The sequence below is a fragment of the Phycobacter azelaicus genome (assembly GCF_014884385.1).
Lineage (GTDB): Bacteria > Pseudomonadota > Alphaproteobacteria > Rhodobacterales > Rhodobacteraceae > Phycobacter > Phycobacter azelaicus.
The window spans coordinates 3,145,090-3,166,144 of the sequence record NZ_WKFH01000003.1 but is presented as its reverse complement, the minus strand read 5'-3'; the positions used below and the strand labels follow the sequence as shown (position 1 = coordinate 3,166,144).

15 protein-coding genes are annotated in these 21,055 nt (G+C 58.3%); 10 read left to right on the top strand and 5 right to left on the bottom strand.

Annotated elements, in window-relative coordinates:
* The 3 genes from INS80_RS16285 (at position 1) to ntrX (ending at position 5,158) form a co-directional block, all read left to right on the top strand.
* Entirely contained in the window at positions 1-1,368 is a 1,368-nt protein-coding gene (locus INS80_RS16285) for a response regulator (RefSeq protein WP_192966632.1), read from the top strand.
* A 98-nt stretch (positions 1,369-1,466) separates the two neighbouring features.
* Entirely contained in the window at positions 1,467-3,749 is a 2,283-nt protein-coding gene (locus INS80_RS16280; protein ID WP_192966631.1) for a sensor histidine kinase NtrY-like, read from the top strand.
* Positions 3,746-5,158 carry a nitrogen assimilation response regulator NtrX gene (gene ntrX, locus INS80_RS16275; protein ID WP_192966630.1) on the top strand — a complete coding sequence of 471 codons (1,413 nt, stop codon included), beginning with the start codon at positions 3,746-3,748 and terminating at the stop codon, positions 5,156-5,158. The genes INS80_RS16280 and ntrX overlap by 4 nt, the downstream gene beginning before the upstream one ends.
* Positions 5,159-5,220: 62 nt before the next feature.
* Here the strand turns inward: ntrX and INS80_RS16270 are convergent, their stop codons facing one another.
* A complete protein-coding gene (locus INS80_RS16270; RefSeq protein WP_226892646.1) occupies positions 5,221-5,694 on the bottom strand; it encodes a hypothetical protein in 474 nt (157 codons plus the stop codon).
* 102 nt (positions 5,695-5,796) lie between these two features.
* Here INS80_RS16270 and trkA point away from each other — a divergent pair, with 102 nt between their 5' ends.
* From trkA to hflX, 4 genes are all read left to right on the top strand, one after another.
* Positions 5,797-7,173, top strand: a complete 1,377-nt coding sequence (gene trkA, locus INS80_RS16265; protein ID WP_192966629.1) for a Trk system potassium transporter TrkA — start codon at positions 5,797-5,799, stop codon at positions 7,171-7,173.
* 1 nt (position 7,174) lies between these two features.
* Positions 7,175-8,710, top strand: a complete 1,536-nt coding sequence (locus INS80_RS16260) for a TrkH family potassium uptake protein (RefSeq protein ID WP_226892645.1) — start codon at positions 7,175-7,177, stop codon at positions 8,708-8,710.
* 132 nt (positions 8,711-8,842) lie between these two features.
* Positions 8,843-9,082, top strand: a complete 240-nt coding sequence (hfq, locus tag INS80_RS16255; protein WP_008204623.1) for an RNA chaperone Hfq — start codon at positions 8,843-8,845, stop codon at positions 9,080-9,082.
* Positions 9,082-10,353, top strand: coding sequence for a GTPase HflX (gene hflX, locus INS80_RS16250; RefSeq protein WP_192966628.1), 1,272 nt, complete (start codon positions 9,082-9,084; stop codon positions 10,351-10,353). The genes hfq and hflX overlap by 1 nt, the downstream gene beginning before the upstream one ends.
* A 7-nt stretch (positions 10,354-10,360) precedes the next feature.
* Here the strand turns inward: hflX and INS80_RS16245 are convergent, their stop codons facing one another.
* Positions 10,361-11,548, bottom strand: a complete 1,188-nt coding sequence (locus INS80_RS16245) for a cation:proton antiporter (protein WP_192966627.1) — start codon at positions 11,546-11,548, stop codon at positions 10,361-10,363.
* A 6-nt stretch (positions 11,549-11,554) separates the two neighbouring features.
* On the bottom strand, positions 11,555-14,041 hold the full coding sequence (locus INS80_RS16240) for a penicillin acylase family protein (protein WP_192966626.1): 2,487 nt from the start codon (positions 14,039-14,041) through the stop codon (positions 11,555-11,557).
* 113 nt (positions 14,042-14,154) lie between these two features.
* On the opposite strand from INS80_RS16240, the gene INS80_RS16235 reads away from it, so the two are divergent.
* A complete protein-coding gene (locus tag INS80_RS16235) occupies positions 14,155-15,027 on the top strand; it encodes an NAD(P)-dependent oxidoreductase (protein WP_192966625.1) in 873 nt (290 codons plus the stop codon).
* A gap of 85 nt (positions 15,028-15,112) precedes the next feature.
* Here the strand turns inward: INS80_RS16235 and INS80_RS16230 are convergent, their stop codons facing one another.
* Together INS80_RS16230 and hemB are read right to left on the bottom strand one after the other, a co-directional pair.
* Positions 15,113-15,688: a lipid-binding SYLF domain-containing protein gene (locus INS80_RS16230; protein WP_192966624.1), complete on the bottom strand. Its 576-nt coding sequence runs from the start codon at positions 15,686-15,688 to the stop codon at positions 15,113-15,115.
* Positions 15,689-15,863: 175 nt separating this feature from the next.
* Positions 15,864-16,862, bottom strand: a complete 999-nt coding sequence (gene hemB / locus INS80_RS16225; protein WP_192966623.1) for a porphobilinogen synthase — start codon at positions 16,860-16,862, stop codon at positions 15,864-15,866.
* 165 nt (positions 16,863-17,027) lie between these two features.
* Here hemB and INS80_RS16220 point away from each other — a divergent pair, with 165 nt between their 5' ends.
* Together INS80_RS16220 and mfd are read left to right on the top strand one after the other, a co-directional pair.
* Positions 17,028-17,552: a component of SufBCD complex gene (locus tag INS80_RS16220; RefSeq protein ID WP_192966622.1), complete on the top strand. Its 525-nt coding sequence runs from the start codon at positions 17,028-17,030 to the stop codon at positions 17,550-17,552.
* A 41-nt stretch (positions 17,553-17,593) separates the two neighbouring features.
* Positions 17,594-21,055 (top strand): transcription-repair coupling factor, encoded by a 3,462-nt coding sequence (gene mfd, locus INS80_RS16215; protein ID WP_192966621.1) that lies wholly within the window; start codon positions 17,594-17,596, stop codon positions 21,053-21,055.

Here is a 21,055-nt window from a genome sequence, read left to right as displayed (position 1 = left end):
ATGGATGGCACAGTTCTGGTCGCTGACGACGACCGCACCATTCGAACGGTCTTAACGCAGGCACTGACACGCGCGGGGTGCAAGGTGCATGCGACCTCGTCGTTGACAACGCTGATGCGCTGGGTCGCCGAAGGGAAAGGTGATGTGGTCATCTCGGATGTGATGATGCCCGACGGTAACGGGCTGGAGATGCTGCCGAAAATTGCAGAAGACCGCCCGGGTCTGCCAGTGATCGTGATCTCCGCACAGAACACCATCATGACGGCGATCAAGGCGGCCGAAGCCGATGCATACGACTATTTGCCCAAGCCGTTCGATCTGCCCGAGTTGATGAAACGCACAGCCAAGGCGCTTTCTGAAAAACGAACGGCCCCGGCGAGCCCACGAGCAGAGGCCGAAGAACGCCCCGAGGAGCTGCCGCTGGTTGGCCGCACCGAGGTGATGCAGGCGCTCTATCGTTTGATTGCGCGCGTCATGAATACGGATATGCCCCTTCTGGTGACTGGGGAAAGTGGGACGGGCAAGTCATTGATTGCCCGCGCCATTCACGACTTTTCTGACCGGCGGACCTTGCCGTTCGTGACGGCAACGGCGGCGGATCTGATTGAGCTTGAGGGGCCTTCGAAGCTGCTGTCTCAGGTCAAGGGCGGCACGCTGCTGATTGACGAACTACTTGACCTGCCGGACGAGGCGCAGGCGCGCGTGGTTCGGATGATGGACGCAACGGGCGATCATTCCCCCAGGTTCATGGCGACCAGCCAAAGGGATCTTTCGCCTGCGATGGAGGCAGGTGAGCTGCGCGCGGACCTGTACTATCGCCTGTGCGGCACCGAGCTTCATGTGCCGTCCTTGCGGGAACGGGTCGAAGATATTGCCCTTCTGGCCGAACACTTCCTGATCCGTGCGGAAAATGAGGGGGCACCCCACCGGACGTTGAGTGAGGAAGCGCGTGAGCTTCTGCGTCATTTTGCTTGGCCTGGAAATGTACGCCAGCTTGAAAATGTCGTGCGACGTCTTGCGCTTACGGCCCGTAGTGAAGCCATCGGAAAGTCGGACGTGGCTGCGGCGCTTGGCCCTCAGACAGGTGCGGAACCGATGGTAAGCGGTGCTGTCAATGAGAAGCTGACCGAATCCGTGGCGCGCCATCTGCAGCGATACTTTGATCTTCATGGCGACATGCTTCCGCCGCCGGGTTTGTACAGCCGGATCCTGCGTGAAGTCGAAACACCCCTGATCGAGATTTCCCTCGCTGCCACCGGGGGCAATCAGGCGAAATGCGCCGAATTGCTCGGGATCAACCGAAACACGTTGCGAAAGAAGATCACCGACCTCGATATTGAGGTGACACGGCGCCGCAAACTGATGTAATATCGCCACATAAGCGTGGTCGAAATGCATAAGCATGGGGTGGACCACAACGGATAGCGGTTGGCCAGGATGGCCATGCATCGTGGTGAGAGCACAAGGTGGCGCATAAGTCACATCTTCGGGGTGGATTTCGGACGCTCGCTCAGTTGGAGCGGTGGCGCAAGACGCGCAGAGCCAGGAATATCGGGACATTGGGCCTGGTGCTTCTTGGGCCTGTGTTGGCTTTGGCGACCTTCCTGATCTTTGGCCCGTTGGGGCATGGGGCGTCCTCCCTCTCGCTACGCCTCATACTGCTGGCGGACATGGTCTACATCATGGCGATCGCCGCGCTGGTTCTGACGCAGATCGTTCGGCTGTTTGCAGCGCGGCGCGAGAAATCTGCCGGCTCGCGCCTGCACTTGCGTTTGATTGGCGCCTTTGGGTTTCTCGCTCTCGTGCCGACGGTGATTGTCGCCATTTTTGCGATGCTTACGGTGAATGTCGGTCTTGAAGGGTGGTTTTCCCAGCGGGTGCGGCAGGTGATCGGATCATCGCTTGCGGCCGCGCAGGCCTATCAGGCCGAACAGCGCGAGGACCTGATAGAAGATGGTGCGGCACTTGGGCGGTACCTCGACACCAGTCGGTCACGCAGTTTCTTCATGAATGACGCCGAGCTACGGCAGGTGCTCTCTCAAGGACAACTGCAGGTCCAGCGGGGCCTGCGCGAGGCGTATGTCATCGATGGGCTGGGGACCATCCGAGCCAGGGGCGAACGCTCTTATGAGTTCGACTTCGAAGAGCCGGACGCAGACGACATTGCGACAGCGACCGAAGAGGGCATGGCGATCATTCAGGACTGGGACAACAATGAGTTCCGCGCAATTGTGCGCCTCAATGCCTTTGTTGACCGTTTTCTCTACATCAGCCGAGATGTGGACGGTGAATTGCTGAACCTGCTGGACGAGACGCAGCAAACGGCCAATCTCTATCAGCAGTTGGAGCGCGAGCGGGGCAGGGTGCTGTTTGAGTTTGGCCTGCTGTACATCGGTTTTGCCCTGATCCTGATCCTGGCCGCGATGTGGCTGGGCATGTGGTTCGCAGAACGCCTGTCCGGGCCGGTAGGCCGGTTGACCGTGGCTGCAAGGCGGGTCGGCGGCGGCAACCTGGATGTTCAGGTCCCCGAGCAGGACGGCAGTGACGAAATCGCTCAACTTGGCACTTATTTCAACAAGATGACGCGCGAACTTAAACAGCAGCGTCAGACCTTGCTTGAAAATACCGACCAGATCGAGCGGCGGCGGAGGCTTTTCGACTCCGTCCTTTCATCCGTCACCTCAGGTGTTGTTGGCCTCGATTCCGAAGGACGTGTGACCTTCGTGAACCGCTCGGCGGAGCGGTTGCTGGATTGGCATGATGACCGGCAGTCGCTTGCCTTGTCGGTGGCCGTGCCGGAATTTGGCCCGCTTTTTGAAACGCTCAAATCCGGGAATGCGGAAACCGCTCAGGACGAAATCAAGGTGACACGCCACGGCCGACTTGAGAACCTGCTGGTGCGGATGGCGCTGCGCCGTTCGGACGAAGGGCAACTTGAAGGCTATGTTGTGGCATTTGACGATGTCACCGACCTGGTCAGCGCCCAGCGAATGGCGGCCTGGGGCGATGTGGCTCGTCGTATTGCCCATGAAATCAAGAACCCTCTAACCCCCATTCAACTGAGCGCCGAGCGGATCAAACGTAAGTTTGCCCCAAAGCTTGGCGAAGAAAACAGTGACCAGCTGCAATCCATGACGGACGTGATTGTACGTCAAACCAATGACTTGCGCCGGATCGTCGATGAATTCTCGAAATTTGCCCGCATGCCCGAGCCCGAACGGCGCGAGGAAGACTTGGTGGCTTTGGTGAAGGGTGCTGTTGTTTTGCAGCAGCAAGGACAACCCGGAGTCAGGATTACCGCGGAGCTTCCCAAGGAGCCAATGCTCACGGATCTTGATGCCACAATGGTTGGACAGGCCTTGACCAACCTGATCAAGAACGCTGGTGAAGCCATTGAAACACTTGAGGCAAAAGGGGTCCCTGAAGGGTTTGAACCACAGATCCGGGTTGCAGTTCGCTACGATGAAACCGGAGCATACGAAGTGACGATTGCCGACAACGGGATCGGCCTTCCGGAAGATCGGGCGCGCCTGTTTGAACCCTATGTGACCACCCGAACCGAGGGAACGGGCCTGGGCCTGCCCATCGTGAAAAAGATTATCGAAGAGCACGGCGGCACGCTGGTCCTACAGGATGCGCCCGTGTTTGAAGGGCAGTCCCATTTTGGAGCAATGGCGGTGATCCGCCTTCCGCAGACCCTGCCAACTGCGGAGACAAACAGAAATACAGTGAAAGTAGGTCTGACATGAGTGATATTCTAATCGTCGATGATGAACGTGACATCCGTGAGCTGATTTCCGACATTCTGGAAGACGAGGGGTTTTCGACCCGTAAGGCTGCGAATTCAGACGAATGCATGACCAAGATAACCGAGGAAGAGCCCGCTCTTTTGATCCTCGACATCTGGCTCAAGGATAGTCAAATGGATGGCATTGATATCCTCAAGACTGTCAAGCGAGACCACCCTGAAGTTCCGGTTGTGATCATCTCGGGCCACGGCAACATCGAGATCGCGGTCGCAGCGATCAAACAGGGCGCCTACGATTTCATTGAGAAGCCGTTCAATATCGACCAGTTGATGGTTGTGATCCGGCGTGCCATGGAAACATCCCGCCTGCGCCGTGAAAACACCAGTCTGCGTCGCAAGGAAACCGGCGCGGCAGAAATGATTGGCAGCTCGGCGGCCTTCCGCGCGCTCGTCGCCCAGTTGGACAAGGTAACAAAATCCAATGGTCGCGTGATGCTCACCGGGCCAGCGGGATCAGGCAAGGATATTGCTGCGCGCTACATTCATTCAAATTCCGCCCGCGCCTCTAGCCCGTTTGTGACCGTCAACTGTGCAAGCATCGAGCCGGAACGGATGGAGGAGGTGCTGTTTGGCCGCGAAACTTCGGAGAAGGGCGTGGAACCAGGGCTGTTGGAACAAGCCGACGGCGGCGTTGTGTTCTTTGATGAGGTCGCAGATATGCCTGCGGGCACTCAGTCCAAGATCCTTCGAGTTCTTGTCGATCAGCAATTCCGCCGCGTCGGAGGCACTGAGAACCTGAAAGTGGATCTCCGTGTTATTTCTTCGACCAACAAGCCGCTGGACGCTGAAATTGAAGCCGGTCGGTTCCGGCAGGAACTGTACCATCGCCTGAATGTGGTGCCGATCGCCGTTCCGTCCTTGGCCGACCGGCGCGAGGATATTCCGGTGCTGGCAGAGCATTTCATTCGCAGCTTCAACGAGGCTCAGGGGTTGCCTCTGCGCGAACTGACGGAAGAGGCCGTTGCGCTGATGCAGACGATGACCTGGCCTGGCAACGTCCGGCAACTCAAGAACTTGGTGGAACGGATCCTGATCCTCGGAGACGGCTGCGAGCCGATCGATGCGAGGGATCTCCCACGGGAAGAGGAAAAGGTAGAGGGCGAGGGGCGCGTGGTTCTGTCTGGTGCGTTGGCAACCTTGCCTCTGCGCGAAGCGCGAGAGGCTTTCGAACGGGAGTACCTGCTGACCCAGATCAACCGTTTTGGTGGCAACATCAGCCGGACCGCGTCGTTTGTCGGCATGGAGCGCTCTGCTCTGCATCGCAAGCTCAAATCGCTCGGTGTTGTCACTTCGAACAAGGCTGGCGTGCGGATTGCTCACGTCGAGGAGAAAGAGAGCGATCCGGTCTGAGGTCCCTTTACTCTAAGGCCGATCGCCTGCCGCAAGCCGGGCGCTGGAAGGCACCTTGCAATTCAGGGGCTTAGAATGCGGAGCTGTTTGTCTGGGCTTTGCCAGACACAGGCCTGTTCATTCAAAGGCGGCAGCCTGGCTGGTTGTGAGGCAAGGCGCGAGGAAACCTCTTCCATTGTGCATCGCTTGAGAGCTACTTGGCTGTAACCCTTATTGGCCATACAGCTTTGCTCCAGCTGCTTACGCAGGCCAAGGTTCACATCCACTGTGTAAACCTGCCCATCAACCCAATAGCCTGGCCGTGTCCAGCAGCTGCCATCGGCGCAAACACGTTCGCCGGGATAGTATCTGGGCGGGTGCTGTCGGATCTGGTTCTCGACTGGGGCGTCCTTGAGCGCGGCCACCTTGCAGGAAAGGTTATCTGCGTCGAGGCGATCTACCGATGCGCCCTCACGATAATAGACCGGGATCGGACCGCAGGCTGCGACGGTGATGGCCAGGAGGCTCAGCTGGATGGATTTATTTAGCATCGTCATGGGGCTAACTTGCCCTGCAATACTGCACGATACAATTGATTTGACGCTCTTGCGCCCTTCTGTCATTCAAAACTGGCAAGATCGCGCCCAAGGGAATGGATCATGAAGGTTATCATCTGTGGGGCCGGCCAGGTGGGCTGGCAGATCGCACGGCACTTGTCGGGCGAACTGAACGATGTAACGGTCGTGGATAACAATCCCGAACTGGTGCGCCGCGCCACGGATACACTCGATGTACAAGGGGTTGCGGGCTTTGCGTCATATCCCGATGTCCTGGATCGCGCCGGTGCGCGGGATGCAGACATGATCATTGCCGCCACACACTCCGACGAGGTCAACATGGTGACCTGTCAGGTTGCCCATTCGGTCTTTTCCATTCAGCGCAAAATCGCCAGGCTGCGCGCCAAAAGCTATTTGACTGCGATCTACTCGGATTTATACCGCCGCGATCATCTGCCCATCGACGTGGTCATCAGCCCGGAGAGAGAGGTCGCGGCTGCAGCCATTCAGCGACTTTCCGCGCCGGCGGCCTTTGATACAGAAACCTTTATGGGGGGTAAGGCGCAGCTCTTGGGAGTTCATATTGATGAGGACTGCCCGATCATCAATACGCCCTTGCGGCAGCTGACCGATCTGTTCTCGACCCTTCGAGCCATCGTCGTTGGCGTGCGCCGGGAAGGAACGCTTTTTGCACCTGAGCCGGGTGATCAGCTGTTTGTTGGTGACAGTGCATATGTATTTTGCCACGTCGATGACGTGAACAGGACCATTGAAGTCTTTGGAAAAAAAGAGAAACGCCAGGATCGCGTTGTTATTGTAGGGGGCGGCAACGTAGGGCTTGAAGTTGCCAAGGCTCTGGAAGCAAAGACGGGCCGGATACGTGCCAAGATCATCGAGAAAAGCCGAAAATGTGCGGAACGTGCAGCGGAAACCCTCGAGCGTACGATCGTTTTGCACGGCGATGGGCTTGACCGGTCTCTCATGATTGAGGCGGGGATCGGCCGGGCAGATGCGATGCTGGCCGTGACCGATGATGACAAGACGAATATGCTGGCAGCCGTTCGGGCCAAATCCGAGGGGTGCCCGTTTGTGGTGGCCTTGATCAACGATCCCACCCTGCTGCCCTTGATGTCACATCTCGGGATTGATGCCTACATAAACCCCAGATCTACCACCGTCAGCTCCATCCTCCAACACATTCGCTATGGGAGGGTGCGCCAGGTCTACTCTATCGGAGACGCTGAAGCCGAGGTTATCGAGGCCGAGGTGATGGGAACCACACCGCTAGCCGGGCAGGCGGTCCGCGACATCCCGTTTCCCGAAGGCGTGCTGGTTGGCGGGGTCCTCAAGGGGGGCGAAATGCTGCCGCCAAGCGGAGAGCTGCGCATCGAAGAAGGTGATGTGATCGCGCTTTTTGCCATGGCCGCTGATGTTCCAGAGGTCGAGCGACTGATGCAGGTCTCGATCGACTACTTCTGACATGGCGCATCGTTTCACGGCTCCGACCGGCCTTTTACGCCTGCCGCTGTTCCTGCTGATCTGGGGCATCGCCTGCATTGCCATGTGGATCCCTGCGGTGCACGCGGTGGTATTGAACGATCACCCTACATCGCAAAGTTTCTTTTTCTCTGGCCTTCTGGGCTTGTTTGCGGTCGCCGTCATCGCCTTGGCGTTGGGTAACCGTAAGCCGCGGTTCGGGATGCCGGGCCAGCTTTTGTCTCTTCTCGCAACCTTTGCAGTATTGCCGGTCTTTCTGGCTATTCCTGTCCATGATGCGCTCAAGAATACAAGCTTTCTGAATGCCTACTTTGACATGGTCAGCGCAGTAACCACGACGGGCGCCGATGTTTTCGCCGATCCAGCACGCCTTCCGCCCAGCGTGCATCTGTGGCGCGCGCTCGTTGGGTGGCTTGGCGGGCTTTTGATGTGGGTTGCTGCATCTGCGATCCTCGCACCGCTTTTTCTTGGCGGCTTTGAGGTAACGGCGCGCGGAGAGCCCGGCGGAGGTGGCGGCACGCCGGTTCAAATGCAACAAGCTGATCCGCGCAGACGGCTGTTCATGGTCGCGCGCGCCCTGACTCCGGTCTATTCGGCACTGACGCTGATCCTGTGGACGCTGCTGATGATCACGGGCAGCAAAGCGCTTCCCGGATTGACGCATTCCATGTCGGTCATGGCAACTTCCGGGATCTCTGCAGTTGGGGGAACGCATGAGGCCAGCAGCGGCGTTGCAGGTGAAATGGTCATGTTTCTGTTCATGTTTTTCGCCTTGTCCCGACTGACCTTTTCCAGCGATACGGTCACCAACGGGCATGGGCGATTGGACCGCGATCCGGAATTTCGTGCCGGGCTTTTGATCGTCTTTGGTGTGCCGCTGCTGCTGTTCCTGCGCCACTGGCTGGCGACTTTTGAGGTGGCTGCAGATGAAGATGCGATCCAAGCCCTGCGCGCTTTCTGGGGGGCTTTGTTTACCGTCATGTCCTTCCTGTCTACCACCGGTTTTGAAAGCGCCGATTGGCAGACAGCGCAGGATTGGTCAGGTCTGAATACGCCCGGTATGATCCTTCTGGGCCTTGCTCTGATCGGTGGCGGTGTTGCGACCACGGCCGGCGGCGTAAAACTTCTGCGAGTCTACGCGCTCTACCTCAATGGCCTTGGTGAGATGGAGCGGCTGGTCCATCCCTCTTCGGTCAGTGGCGGCGGTGGAGGTAACAGGCGCCTGCAAAAGAACGGTGCCTTTGTCGCCTGGGTCTTTTTCATGCTTTTTGCCTTGTCGCTTGCACTCATTAGCATTTTGCTGGCGGCGCTGGGAACGGACTTTGAAACCTCGTTGATCCTTGCGATTGCGGCGTTGTCCACCACGGGACCGCTGACAGAAATCGCTGCGAGTGAGCCGATCATGCTTGGCCAGCTGGTACCTTCGGCCAAACTGGTGCTTTGTTTGGCAATGGTTCTAGGACGGCTTGAAACACTGGCAATCATCGCGCTTTTGTCGCCAAATCTCTGGCGCAGCTAGGCAAAGCTGGTTAACCTGCGACAGGAACGGGTCTTTTTCGGGTGGAAACCCGATTGGACTGCGTCCATAGTTGGATTTGATACCGCGCGTTGGCCCGCAGCGCATAGCAAGAAAAAAGGCGAGATAACAATAATGGCTTCGGACAGACAGAATCTTCAGGATGCCTTCCTGAATCACGTTCGCAAAACCAAGGTTCCGGTTACTATCTTTCTTATCAACGGTGTGAAACTGCAGGGTGTGATCACCTGGTTCGACAACTTTTGTGTTCTTCTGCGCCGCGATGGTCAGTCGCAGCTGGTTTACAAACATGCGATTTCCACAATCATGCCGGCGCAGCCGATCAGCCTCTATGAAGGTGAAGACGCCTCTTGATGGAGCATGACAGGAAGCGCACCCGAGCCTGGGTGCTGCATCCAGAAATCAAATCCGACCCAGACAGGCGCGATCCAGAACCTGCGCTGGAAGAAGCCGTAGCCCTTGCCCGGGCTTTGCCCGATCTTGATGTGATCGGCTCTGATATCGTGCGGCTGCCCAAGGCGCAGCCGGGAATGCTGTTTGGATCAGGCAAGATCGACGAGTTGGCACAGCGCCTTAAGGGCGAAGAGGTTGAATTGGTGTTGATCGACGGCCCTGTATCGCCGGTGCAGCAGCGCAACCTCGAAAAGGCATGGAAGGTAAAGATACTCGACCGCACGGGCCTGATCCTTGAAATATTCTCGGACCGCGCGCGCACCCGCGAGGGCGTTTTGCAGGTGGAAATGGCAGCGCTGAGTTATCAGCGGACCCGATTGGTGCGGGCTTGGACACACCTCGAACGGCAGCGGGGCGGTTTGGGGTTCGTCGGCGGGCCCGGTGAAACCCAGATCGAGGCCGACCGCCGTGCCATTGACGACCAACTTGTGCGCCTGCGTCGACAGCTGGACAAGGTGGTCAAGACCCGTACGCTGCACCGCGAGGCCCGCGCCAAGGTGCCTTATCCGATCGTTGCCTTGGTTGGCTATACCAACGCGGGAAAGTCAACGCTATTCAACCGCTTGACCGGTGCGGAAGTGATGGCCAAAGATATGCTCTTTGCCACTCTTGATCCGACGATGCGGCGCCTTGTACTGCCGGATGGGCCAGAGGTGATCCTGTCCGATACCGTCGGGTTTATCTCAGACCTTCCGACCGAACTGGTCGCGGCTTTCCGGGCGACACTGGAAGAGGTTCTTGCGGCTGATGTGATCTTGCATGTGCGTGACATCAGCCATGCCGAAAGCGAGCATCAGGCCGCTGATGTTGCCGCGATCCTTGCCTCTCTCGGGGTGGACGAGGAGCGTACCCTGATCGAGGTTTGGAACAAGCTTGACAACCTGAACGAGGATGAAGCCGCTGCGCGGCGTGACCGAGCAGGGCGCGAAGAGAATATCCACGCGATTTCAGCCCTCACGGGCGAAGGGATCGACGGGCTTCTGTCGGACATTGCTGAAAAGCTGCAAGGCAAGAAGCATCAGGATCTACTTAGTCTTGACTTTTCGCAAGGAAAACAGCGTGCCTGGCTGTTTCGGCAGGATGTTGTGGTCAGCGAGGAACAGACAGATAGCGGTTTTGATATCACCGTTTTGTGGACTCCAAAGCAAAAGGCACAATACGACGCTCTGTGAGCACTGGTCAGTCGGTGTTCCGAAGTTCCGCGGATCTGGACTGAGCTGTAATGGTCAGGGCGGCGATGATCGGTCCGACAAGCTCAAAGGCGGCAGTGGTTCCGATCGCCAGCGCCATGATCTGGTGGGCATACTCTGGGAAACGCTCTGATGCGGCCAGAGCCATCCCGATGGCCACTCCTGCCTGAGGGAGCATAGCGGCGCCAAAATAGGGGCCTTCGTTTCGGGGAACATGCGCCATCTTGCCCCCAACCAGTCCGCCCAGAATCCGCCCCGCTATCCGAAAAACGATATAGGCAAGCCCGGCCAGACCGTAGGTGACCAGATCAGAGGGGACCAGCGTTGCGCCTGCCAGAACAAAGAAAATTATCATGAAGGGCCACTCGAAATTGCGGATTTCGTGAAAGGCACGCGTATGGTGCTGAGCCAGGTTCACGATCACAGCCCCGACCGTCATGCCTGCGACGAGGTAGGAAAGGTCCAGCATCAATGCGAGGCCCGCGGTCAGGAAGATCAGACCGAGCGCCTCGATCCTAAGCGGTTCCCCATCCGAGAGTCGCCCGGTCAAAAGCGCACCAGGAACGCCTATCGCACATCCAAGTGCGATAGAGCCGAGGATCTCGTAAGCGGCCTCTGCCAGCGGCGCTGTGCCGGATCCAGCGCCGAGGATCAGGTCAATCACCACTAGGGCGAGGGTGAAAGCCAGCAATCCCCAAGCATCATCAATGGCCACCAACCCTTTGAGAGTTCTGGTAAAGGAGGTGTCTTGGCCGGATTGATCGATGACATCGTAGGTGGCTGCTGGATCAGTCGCGGTTGCCATTGCTCCCAGCAGAAGGGCCAGAATGACCGGCAGTCCAATGGCCCAAAGCGCTGCGCTGACCACCAGCTGAGTGACGACCACAATCGAAAGCGACACCACAAGAACCGTGCTGCCATGTTCGCGCAGGTTGTGCAGGGAAAGAGCACTACCGAGCAGAACCGCAACCGCGCTAAGCGCAACTACCGCAATCACGGGATAAAGGCGTGTCAGGCTCTCGGGCAAGAGATCAAAGCCGGCCTCGCCGACCAACATCCCGAACCCCAGAAGAAGCGTCACCCGTGGCAGGTGAAAACGCCGTCCGATCCGGTCAGCGGCAAGCCCCGCAAAGAACAAAAGACCGAAAACGATCAGTGGAACGGCTTGGTCCTGCATGACTGATCAGTTCCTTGGGGTGATCCGGGTGACGCCGACGGCGGCCGCGCGCGCAAGATCCGCATCCAGCGACATTGGTACGTATTCCCCGCGGCGCCAAAGCTGCGCCATGTCATCATAGTGGCGGGACAGAAAATGCCCAGACTGACCGGTTGCAGAGACAAAGACTGAACTGTCGGGATCGGCAAAATCATAGACTCCGCGATAGCCAGCCGCATGTACGTTCTGAAACGGCTCCGGGCCTTCGCCAGATGTGCGACCGCGTTGCAACGTGTTGTCACCGCCGCTGGTGGTTTGGCGGATGTTCACGAAGAACCGGAGCAACGGCACTTCACCCAAGGTTTCATGATCGTGCGCGGCCTGATGCGCATCTCCCCAGCGCAGGGATTCGAGCGCTGTGCCGTAGCGCTCTTCGATCCAAAGTAGAGCATCGTCAAGAGCAAGGCGTGCCATATCCGTGCAGGTTTCACGCGGCGCGCTTTGGCGAACATCACACCACACGGAGGCGCCGTCGATATCACGGTAAACCCGTTCGATGAAAAGCGGATCAACATGTTTGAACTCTTCGGCGAGCGTACCCAAGTCGTCTGCGATCAATCGCTGTTGCAAGGCGCGCACCCAGGCCGCGTAGATCAGCGGCTCCGGCAGATGTTCATTCATCTCGCCATTCCATTCGGACAGAAGGCGCAAGGCGGAATGGCGCTGCCGTTCTCTGCTTCCTTCCGGTGCGGCCTCTCCTGTGAACCAAAGATCGGCGCCGATCAGTGGCAGCAGGGTGCGAGCCGAGAAAGAAACCGTGTCAAGCTGCGCTTCAATAAAGCTGTCACGGGTATGAACCTCGCGGGTCTGCATGAGCTTGCGCCAGCGATGGATGCGCTGGGTGTCACCCCAGTCAAAAGATACATGGTTGGGAAAGGGGCGTTCCACTACCTTGTTGTTGGTATTGCCCAAAATACCACCGCGTGGGGTTACGAATTCCGGGTTGGCCGCATAGGGCGCGCGGCCTTGCCAGAGATTTTCCCGGCGCCAACCCTGGCTTGGCATGCGGCCCTTGCTTTGGTGGCGCGCATCCCGCTGTGGGATGGCTCCAACCGTCTTCATGGCAATCGTGCGCTGATCGGCAAGGACAAGGTTTTGTGAGGGGGCGATATAGGCTTCGCCGGCCTTGATCGCTTCCTGAACCGTGCCGCTCCGCATCAGGGCAATGGCAGCGCTGACAGAGGTGTCCTCACCGCTCAATGCTGTCCAACCCAGGCTAACAACATGTCCGGGGGGCGTGATCGTCCCCAAATCAAACCGGGTTCCGGGCAAGACCGGGCCATTGGCCGTCCAGCGCAGCGTCAGAGTTATTGGCGGGGCATCCTTGATGTTGATAATGGAACGCCGGGTTGTGAACGGCTTGTAGCCTTCGGGGCTCAGGTATTCTTCGGGGTTCTGCGGGTTGATCTTCTCGATGAACAAATCCTGATCATCCATGTAGGATGAGGTGATCCCCCAGCCGAGGCGATCTGACCGCCCGGTGATCACTGCGGGCACACCGGGAATAGTGCCGCCAATGACCCCCCCGGTCGCAAGTTCCATGCGCGCCAGATACCAGATACCAGGCGCGCTCAGGCCAAGATGCGGATCATTGGCCAGCAGCGTTCCCCCAGTGGCGGAACGGCTGGGATCGGCCGCCCAGGCATTTGATGCTCCACCGCGCCCGCGTGGCGCGAGGGGGAACAAGGGGGACAAAGGATCCGCAGGACTTATTGAAGTACTTCCCGCAAACCGTTGCAAATTTGGGAAAAGTGCAGCGTACTCAGGCAGGGCGGCAATGCCTGAACCAGGGGCATCAGGCAAAATATCGGGTAGCCGTTCAGGATCATCCAGAGCCAGCGATGTGCGCGCGCGCAGGATTTCTTCGTGTAGATGTCCTGACAGTTTCAAGGCCATCAGCTTCATAATGGCGATACTGTCTGCGGGCTGCCAAGGGGCGAGAGGCATGTTGAAGAGGAACATCTCCGGGGCCCCGCGACCAAGGGCCTCTTCGTTGATCTCTTGCAGACGCGCATTCACGCCTGCCGAATAGGCACGCAAGGCAACCAGGGTTTCTGGCGTTTGCACGGCAACCGATTGCTGAGACAGACGATAAAGATCCAGCCTTCGCACAAAGGTGTCCACGTCCACTGTGCGGCGGCCGAACACCTCGGAAAGGCGGCCCTGTGCGGTGCGGCGCATTACCGCCATCTGCCAAAGGCGATCCTGGGCGTGGGCATATCCGAGGCCAAAAAATGCATCCTCATCGCTGGCGCCGAGGCTGGGAAAGATGTGCGGCACATTCGCATTGTCACGTACAATCTCCACCGGGGCAGTAGGGCCGGGAAGAGCAATCGTCTTGGTGTAGTCCGGCAGGGATTGCGAGGCAAAGTAGTAGGCCAGCAGAAGGGCGGCCAACCCGAGCAGAATCAAAGAGGCGGTGAGACGAAGCAGCCAGCGGAAGAGGTGCGCCATAAAGGATATTTTCCGTTTGTTTTCTTGATTTGGGGCCTCGGCGCAATTGCACCCTGCGGCGCCAATGCTAGGGTGACGCCAACATAAGCGAAGTCAGCACGAGGGAAAAGCACATGGCAAAAACTGCGTTTCTGGGATTGGGGGTAATGGGCTATCCAATGGCAGGCCACCTTAAATCCGCCGGGCATGAGGTTACGGTTTATAACCGGACTACACACAAGGCCGGAAGTTGGGCTTCGGAGCATGGGGGCGCCAGCGCGTCAACACCGCGCGCAGCAGCCAAGGGTGCTGAGTTCGTGATGTCCTGCGTTGGCAATGATGATGACCTGCGGTCGGTTTGCCTGGGTGAGGACGGCGCATTTGCAGGGATGGAGCCGGGCAGCATTTTTGTGGATCACACGACTGTATCGGCCAAGGTCACGCGCGAGCTTTATGAAGCTGCAAAGGCACAAGGCATTTCATTCGTGGATGCGCCGATCTCCGGTGGTCAGGCCGGCGCGGAAAACGGCGTCCTCTCGGTGATGTGCGGCGGCGACGCCGAAGCCTATGCCAAGGCAGAGCCGATTATCGATGCCTATGCGAGGATCTGTCGCCGTATCGGCGACAGCGGTGCAGGTCAGATGACAAAAATGTGCAACCAGATCGCGATCGCAGGTCTTGTTCAGGGATTGGCGGAGTCACTGCATTTCGCTGAAAAAGCCGGGCTTGACGGCCGTGCGGTGGTCGAAGTCATCAGCCAAGGCGCAGCGGGTAGCTGGCAGATGTCGAATCGCTACGAGACGATGCTGGATGATCATTTCGAACATGGCTTTGCCGTTGACTGGATGCGCAAGGATCTCGGTATTTGCCTCGACGCCGCTGATGAAACGGGGGCCAGCCTGCCCGTAACGGCCCTGGTCGATCAGTTCTACAAGGATGTTCAAAAGATGGGCGGTGGGCGTTGGGATACCTCGTCCTTGTTCAAACGCCTGCGGGAAAGTGGATGAGCTTAACCTTTCAAGAAACTGAAAAGGCGCGCCAATTATGGCGCGCCTTCTTTTTTTGATCCATCCGACTGCACGGCGCAACGGGTCAGGGAATGATGCGAGTGTATTTGGTGCCTTCCAAGGTCGCTCCGATACGAAGGCCTGCCTGGGCGAACACCGCAGCCAAAATAGGAGAGGTGAGCGTATTGGTGTCGGCGGCGACCGAGTTTCCATCATCGCGCACCACATATTCCAGATCCGCTCCGGCCGCCCAGCCGGAGGAGCGACGGAAGCCCGCAAGCGCATCATCTGTCATGAAGAACAACACATGGGCGTATTGCTGCGCGCCGATCTGCAGGCCTGCATTGCCTTTGACGGTGGAGTAGTAGTCAACGGTCACCCCGTTGATCCGCAGCGCGCCGCGCCCATAGGCACCACCGACCAGAAAGCCGGCTTCGGTGACCAGCGGCATCACCAGCATGCCGGTGGACTTCTCCGCTAGATCAATGGTGTTCGGGTATTCGCGATACATCTGGTTCAGGGTGGCATCGACGCGGGCATCGATCGTGGCCGCGTTGTTGGTGCCGACGCCGTTTCCGCAGGCGGCAACCGCCCCGACTGCGCCCAGAACTCCCAAGGTGAAGCCGCGGCGTGTAACGCGGGTAGAGGGGTGTCTGCTCATTGTGATTATCTGCCTGTCACGTTGTCGTTGAAAGTCTGTCGTCCAAGGCCAATTTTCTGGCTTTCGTGAGATTATACGCACATTTCCGCAGCATGTCATCCATCGCACGCTGGCCAGAAGGCGTGGTGAGCAGCATCTTGCCCCCGGACTGCGGAAACTAGAACTTTCGTGGATATCACCCGTTCAGGATGCGCGCTGTTTCCGGGGCAAAGTAGGTCAATATCCCATCGCATCCTGCTCGCTTAAAAGCCAAAAGGCTTTCGAGCATGACCTGTTCTCCGTTGATCCATCCGTTCTGTGCCGCGGCCTGGACCATAGCGTATTCACCGGACACCTGATAGGCAAAGGTTGGGGTACCAAAGGCGGTTTTCACGCGGTAACAGATATCAAGGTAGGCAATGCCCGGTTTGACCATGACCATATCCGCACCTTCCTGAAGGTCCCGCTCAATGAGGCGAAGCGCCTCGTCCGAATTACCAGGGTCCATCTGGTAAGTCTTCTTGTCACCTTTCAGAGCTCCTGAGGCTCCGACGGCATCGCGGAATGGTCCATAATAGCCGGATGCGTATTTAGCCGCGTAGGACAGGATCGAGACGTTTCTGTGCCCGGCCTTTTCCAATGCATTGCGCATCGCGCCAATCCGCCCGTCCATCATGTCGGACGGTCCAATGATATCAGCACCGGCATTGGCCTGTGCCAGGGTCATCTTTACCAAAGCCTCGACCGTTTCATCGTTCAGGATTTCGCCGTCAACGACAAAACCGTCATGGCCATTGATGTTGTAAGGGTCCAGCGCCACATCAGTCATTACCGCTATGTCCGGAGCCACGGCCTTGATTGCGCGTATGGCACGATTACACAGATTATCCGGGTTCCAGGCTTCTGCGCAGTCTTCGGTCTTGAGGGCCGGGTCAGTGTAGGGAAACAGGCAGATCGCAGGGATCCCAAGGGCCTGAGCGTCGCGGGCGGCCTCTGCGATCTTGTCCACCGAACGTCGCACGACGCCGGGCATGGAGATCACAGGTTCCTCAATCCCTTCGCCATCCCGAACAAATACCGGCCAGATCAGATCATCTGTCGTCAGCGTGTTTTCCCGCACCAGACCCCTGATCGCAGATGAGACACGCGTGCGGCGCAGGCGGGCGGCGGGGAAGGGGGCGACAGTCGGCTTCATCGGGGTCTCTCGTGTTGTTGCTGGCTCTTGGGTCGCATGGAACGGCGTCGAGTGGCAAGTGGCACATTCGCCGCGCCTTGAGGGGCAGGCATCGCGGGGCTTGTACTGCGCCGCGCGTCAGTGGATATAGGGCGCCACGGGCACGGCACCAAAGAGGGCGACGGTTTGGATCTGCTGCAGACACTATCGGAGATGATCGATCTGCGATCGTTTTCAAACCTGTGGTATTGGATCGCTTTGGCGGTCCTGTGGTCCTCTGCGAGCCACTGGATCCTCGGCGTGCCCTTCGATATGGTGCACAGGGCGCGGAAGGTTGGTGGGCAAACGGCTCTCGATCTGCATGACCTTGTCCGGATCAACGTCAACAGACTGCTTTATGTCGCTGATGTTGCGGGACTCTGGATCCTTGGGATAGTCTGCTTCATCCTTTCCTCTCTTGGCACGCTGGGCTTCCTTCTAAATGTGGAGTTCGCGCAGGCGGTTTTTCTGCTGCTCTTCCCCATGTCGTTGGTGGGCGTGATAAACCTCCTCACAGCCAGATCCATTTATCTGCATGAGCCACGCGAAGAAGCGCTTTATCGTCGCCTTGCCACCTGCCGATTTGCAATACAATCCATCGGGATGATCTTCATCTTCCTCACGGCAATGTGGGGCATGTATCAGAACCTTCGGCTTGGGGCTTTTGGCTAACGCCCAAAGGGCTCATTCGAACAGCAAGAGGAAACCACAGCATGGCGCAACGTGCGGTTACCATGGGCGGCGCCCCCGAAGGGTATGATGCCCGTCTGATCCTGAAGGAGGTACGGTCATCCGGCGGGCCGGTGCTGCATGTGGCACGTGACGACAAGCGGATGGAAGCCATGCGCGCCGCGCTTTCCTTTTTTGCGCCCGACATGCCGGTCTTTGTGTTTCCTGGCTGGGACTGTCTGCCCTACGACCGCGTTTCGCCCAATGCCGATATTTCCGCCGCGCGTATGGCGACATTGGCGGCTCTCGTCCAGAAGATGCCAAGCGAGTTTGTATTGCTGACGACGCTCAATGCTGCAAGCCAGCGCGTGCCTGCGCGTGCGACGCTGCGCGAGGCTGCGTTCTCGGCGCGTGTGGACCACAGGATAGATGAAGAAGCCCTGCGCAAGTTTCTGGTTCGCATGGGATTTTCCCAAAGTCCCACGGTGATGGAACCTGGGGATTATGCGATCCGGGGGGGTATCATTGACATTTTCCCACCGGGTGAGTCCGGCCCGGTGCGGCTCGACCTTTTTGGTGACGTTCTGGATGGCGTCCGTCGGTTTCACCCGGCCACACAGCGCACCACTGAAAAATTGGACCGTATTGAACTGGCGCCTGTTTCCGAGGTCATTTTGGATGAGGCCGCGATTACGCGGTTCCGACAGAACTACCGGATTGAATTTGGTGCGGCAGGGACCGACGACCCTCTTTACGAGGCTGTCAGCGCAGGCCGCAAACACCAGGGTATCGAACACTGGCTACCGTTTTTCCATGAAGAGCTGGAAACCCTGTTCGATTACCTGCCTGATGCAACGATCACGCTGGATGACCAGGTGACACCAGCGCGCCTCGCGCGGTGGGACAGCGTTGCGGACCAGTATGAGACGCGAAAACTGGCCATGGCGCAAAAAGGGCGCATGGATACGGTCTACAAGCCGACCCCGCCAGAGCTGTTATATCTGGAGGACACGGCCTGGGAGGCCGCGACAGCGGATCATCGAACAATACAGTTCCATCCTTTACCTCAGGCCTCCGGCCCGGGTGTGGTTGATGCAGGCGGACGGATCGGACGCAACTTCGCGCCTGAACGGCAACAGGAAAACATCAGCCTTTTTGGGTCCTTGGCCACTCATATTAAATTGCGCCAGCAAGAGGGGCCGGTGGTGGTCGCCTCCTATTCGGAAGGTGCGCGGGAACGTCTGAGCGGCCTCATTGAGGATGAAGGGCTAGCGGAGGCGGTCCCGGTTGCCAATGGCACGCGGATCGGAAAGTCCGGGCTACACCTTGCGGTATGGGCGTTGGAGCACGGCTTCGAAGCGCCGGGGCTCACGGTTATCTCGGAACAGGATGTCCTGGGCGATCGTCTGATCCGTGCCCCCAAGAAACGGCGCAAGGCAGAAAACTTCTTGACCGAGGCGCAATCACTGACACCGGGGGATCTGGTGGTTCATGTGGATCACGGGATCGGGCGTTACAAGGGGCTGGAGGTAATCACGGCGGCAGGCGCAGCGCATGAGTGCTTGCTTTTGGAATACGCTGAAGAGGCCAAGCTTTACCTGCCGGTCGAAAACATCGAGCTGCTCAGCAAATATGGTCATGATGAAGGCTTGCTTGACCGTCTTGGGGGCGGTGCATGGCAAGCCAAGAAGGCCAAGCTGAAAGAGCGCATCCGCGAGATGGCGGACCGGTTGATCCGGATCGCCGCCGAACGTGCGCTGCGCAAGGCCCCGATCATGGATCCGCCGCCCCACGCCTGGGAAGAATTCTCGGCCCGGTTCCCCTATCAGGAAACCGACGATCAGCTGCGCGCCATCGAGGACGTGATGGAGGACATGACCTCTGGTCGGCCGATGGACCGCCTGGTTTGCGGCGATGTGGGCTTCGGAAAGACAGAGGTCGCGATGCGCGCAGCCTTTGTTGCAGCCATGTCTGGCGTTCAGGTGGCCGTAATCGCCCCGACAACCCTGCTGGCCCGGCAACACGCAGCCTCCTTTGCAGAACGCTTCCGAGGTTTTCCGTTGGAAGTTAGACAGTTATCGCGATTTGTTACAACGAAGGATGCCGCCAAGACCCGCGAAGGCATGGCCAAGGGCACCGTTGATATCGTGATCGGCACCCATGCGCTTTTGGCCAAGGGGATCAAGTTTCAGAACCTCGGGTTGCTGATCATCGACGAGGAACAGCATTTCGGCGTTGGCCATAAGGAGCGTCTGAAACAACTGCGCAGCGATATACACGTCCTCACGCTGACGGCGACGCCCATCCCGCGAACTCTTCAACTCAGCCTTACCGGAGTGCGCGACCTGTCCATCATCGGCACGCCTCCGTTGGACCGTCTTGCGATCCGCACCTACGTGAGCGAGTTCGACGCAGTCACGATCCGCGAAGGACTGCTGCGCGAACACTATCGCGGCGGGCAGAGCTTTTACGTGGTCCCGCGCATTTCCGATCTGGCCGAGGTTGAGGAGTTCCTGAAGGAACAACTCCCCGAACTCTCCTATGTGGTGGCCCACGGGCAGATGGCGGCAGGAGAGCTGGATGACCGGATGAATGCCTTCTATGACGGCAAGTACGACATTCTGTTGGCGACAACCATCGTTGAATCCGGCCTCGATATTCCCACCGCCAACACCATGGTGGTGCATCGCGCCGATATGTTTGGTCTGGCGCAGCTCTATCAGATCCGGGGCCGGGTTGGCCGCTCCAAAACCCGCGCCTATGCGTATCTGACCACGAAGCCCCGTGCGCGGTTGACCGCAACCGCGGAAAAACGGCTGAAAGTTCTGGGGTCACTCGACACACTTGGTGCCGGATTTACGCTTGCAAGTCAGGATCTTGACATTCGCGGCGCAGGTAACCTTCTGGGCGAGGAACAGTCGGGCCAGATGCGCGATGTAGGTTATGAGCTGTACCAGTCGATGCTTGAAGAGGCGATTGCGAAGATCAAATCCGGGGAGATCGACGGGCTGTCCGAGACCGAGGATCAATGGGCGCCGCAGATCAACCTGGGTGTTCCCGTGCTGATCCCCGAAGATTACGTGCCCGATCTTGATGTGCGTCTCGGCCTCTATCGCCGTCTATCGTCACTCACCACCAAGGTGGAGCTGGAAGGGTTTGCGGCTGAGTTGATCGACCGATTTGGCAAATTACCAAAAGAGGTCAATACCTTGCTCCTGGTTGTTCGCATAAAGGCGATGTGCAAAAGGGCTGGCATTGCCAAGCTCGATGGCGGTCCCAAAGGGGCGACAATCCAGTTCCACAACGACAAATATGCCTCTCCCGAAGGCCTTGTCGCCTTCATTCAAGACCAGAAAGGGCTAGCAAAGGTCAAGGACAACAAGATCGTCGTGCGGCGCGACTGGAAGAAGGATTCCGACAAGATCAAAGGTGCCTTCGCCATCGCGCGAGATCTGGCCGAAAAACTCGTCGCCAAAAAGAAAAAGGCCAAGGCCGACGGCGCCTGA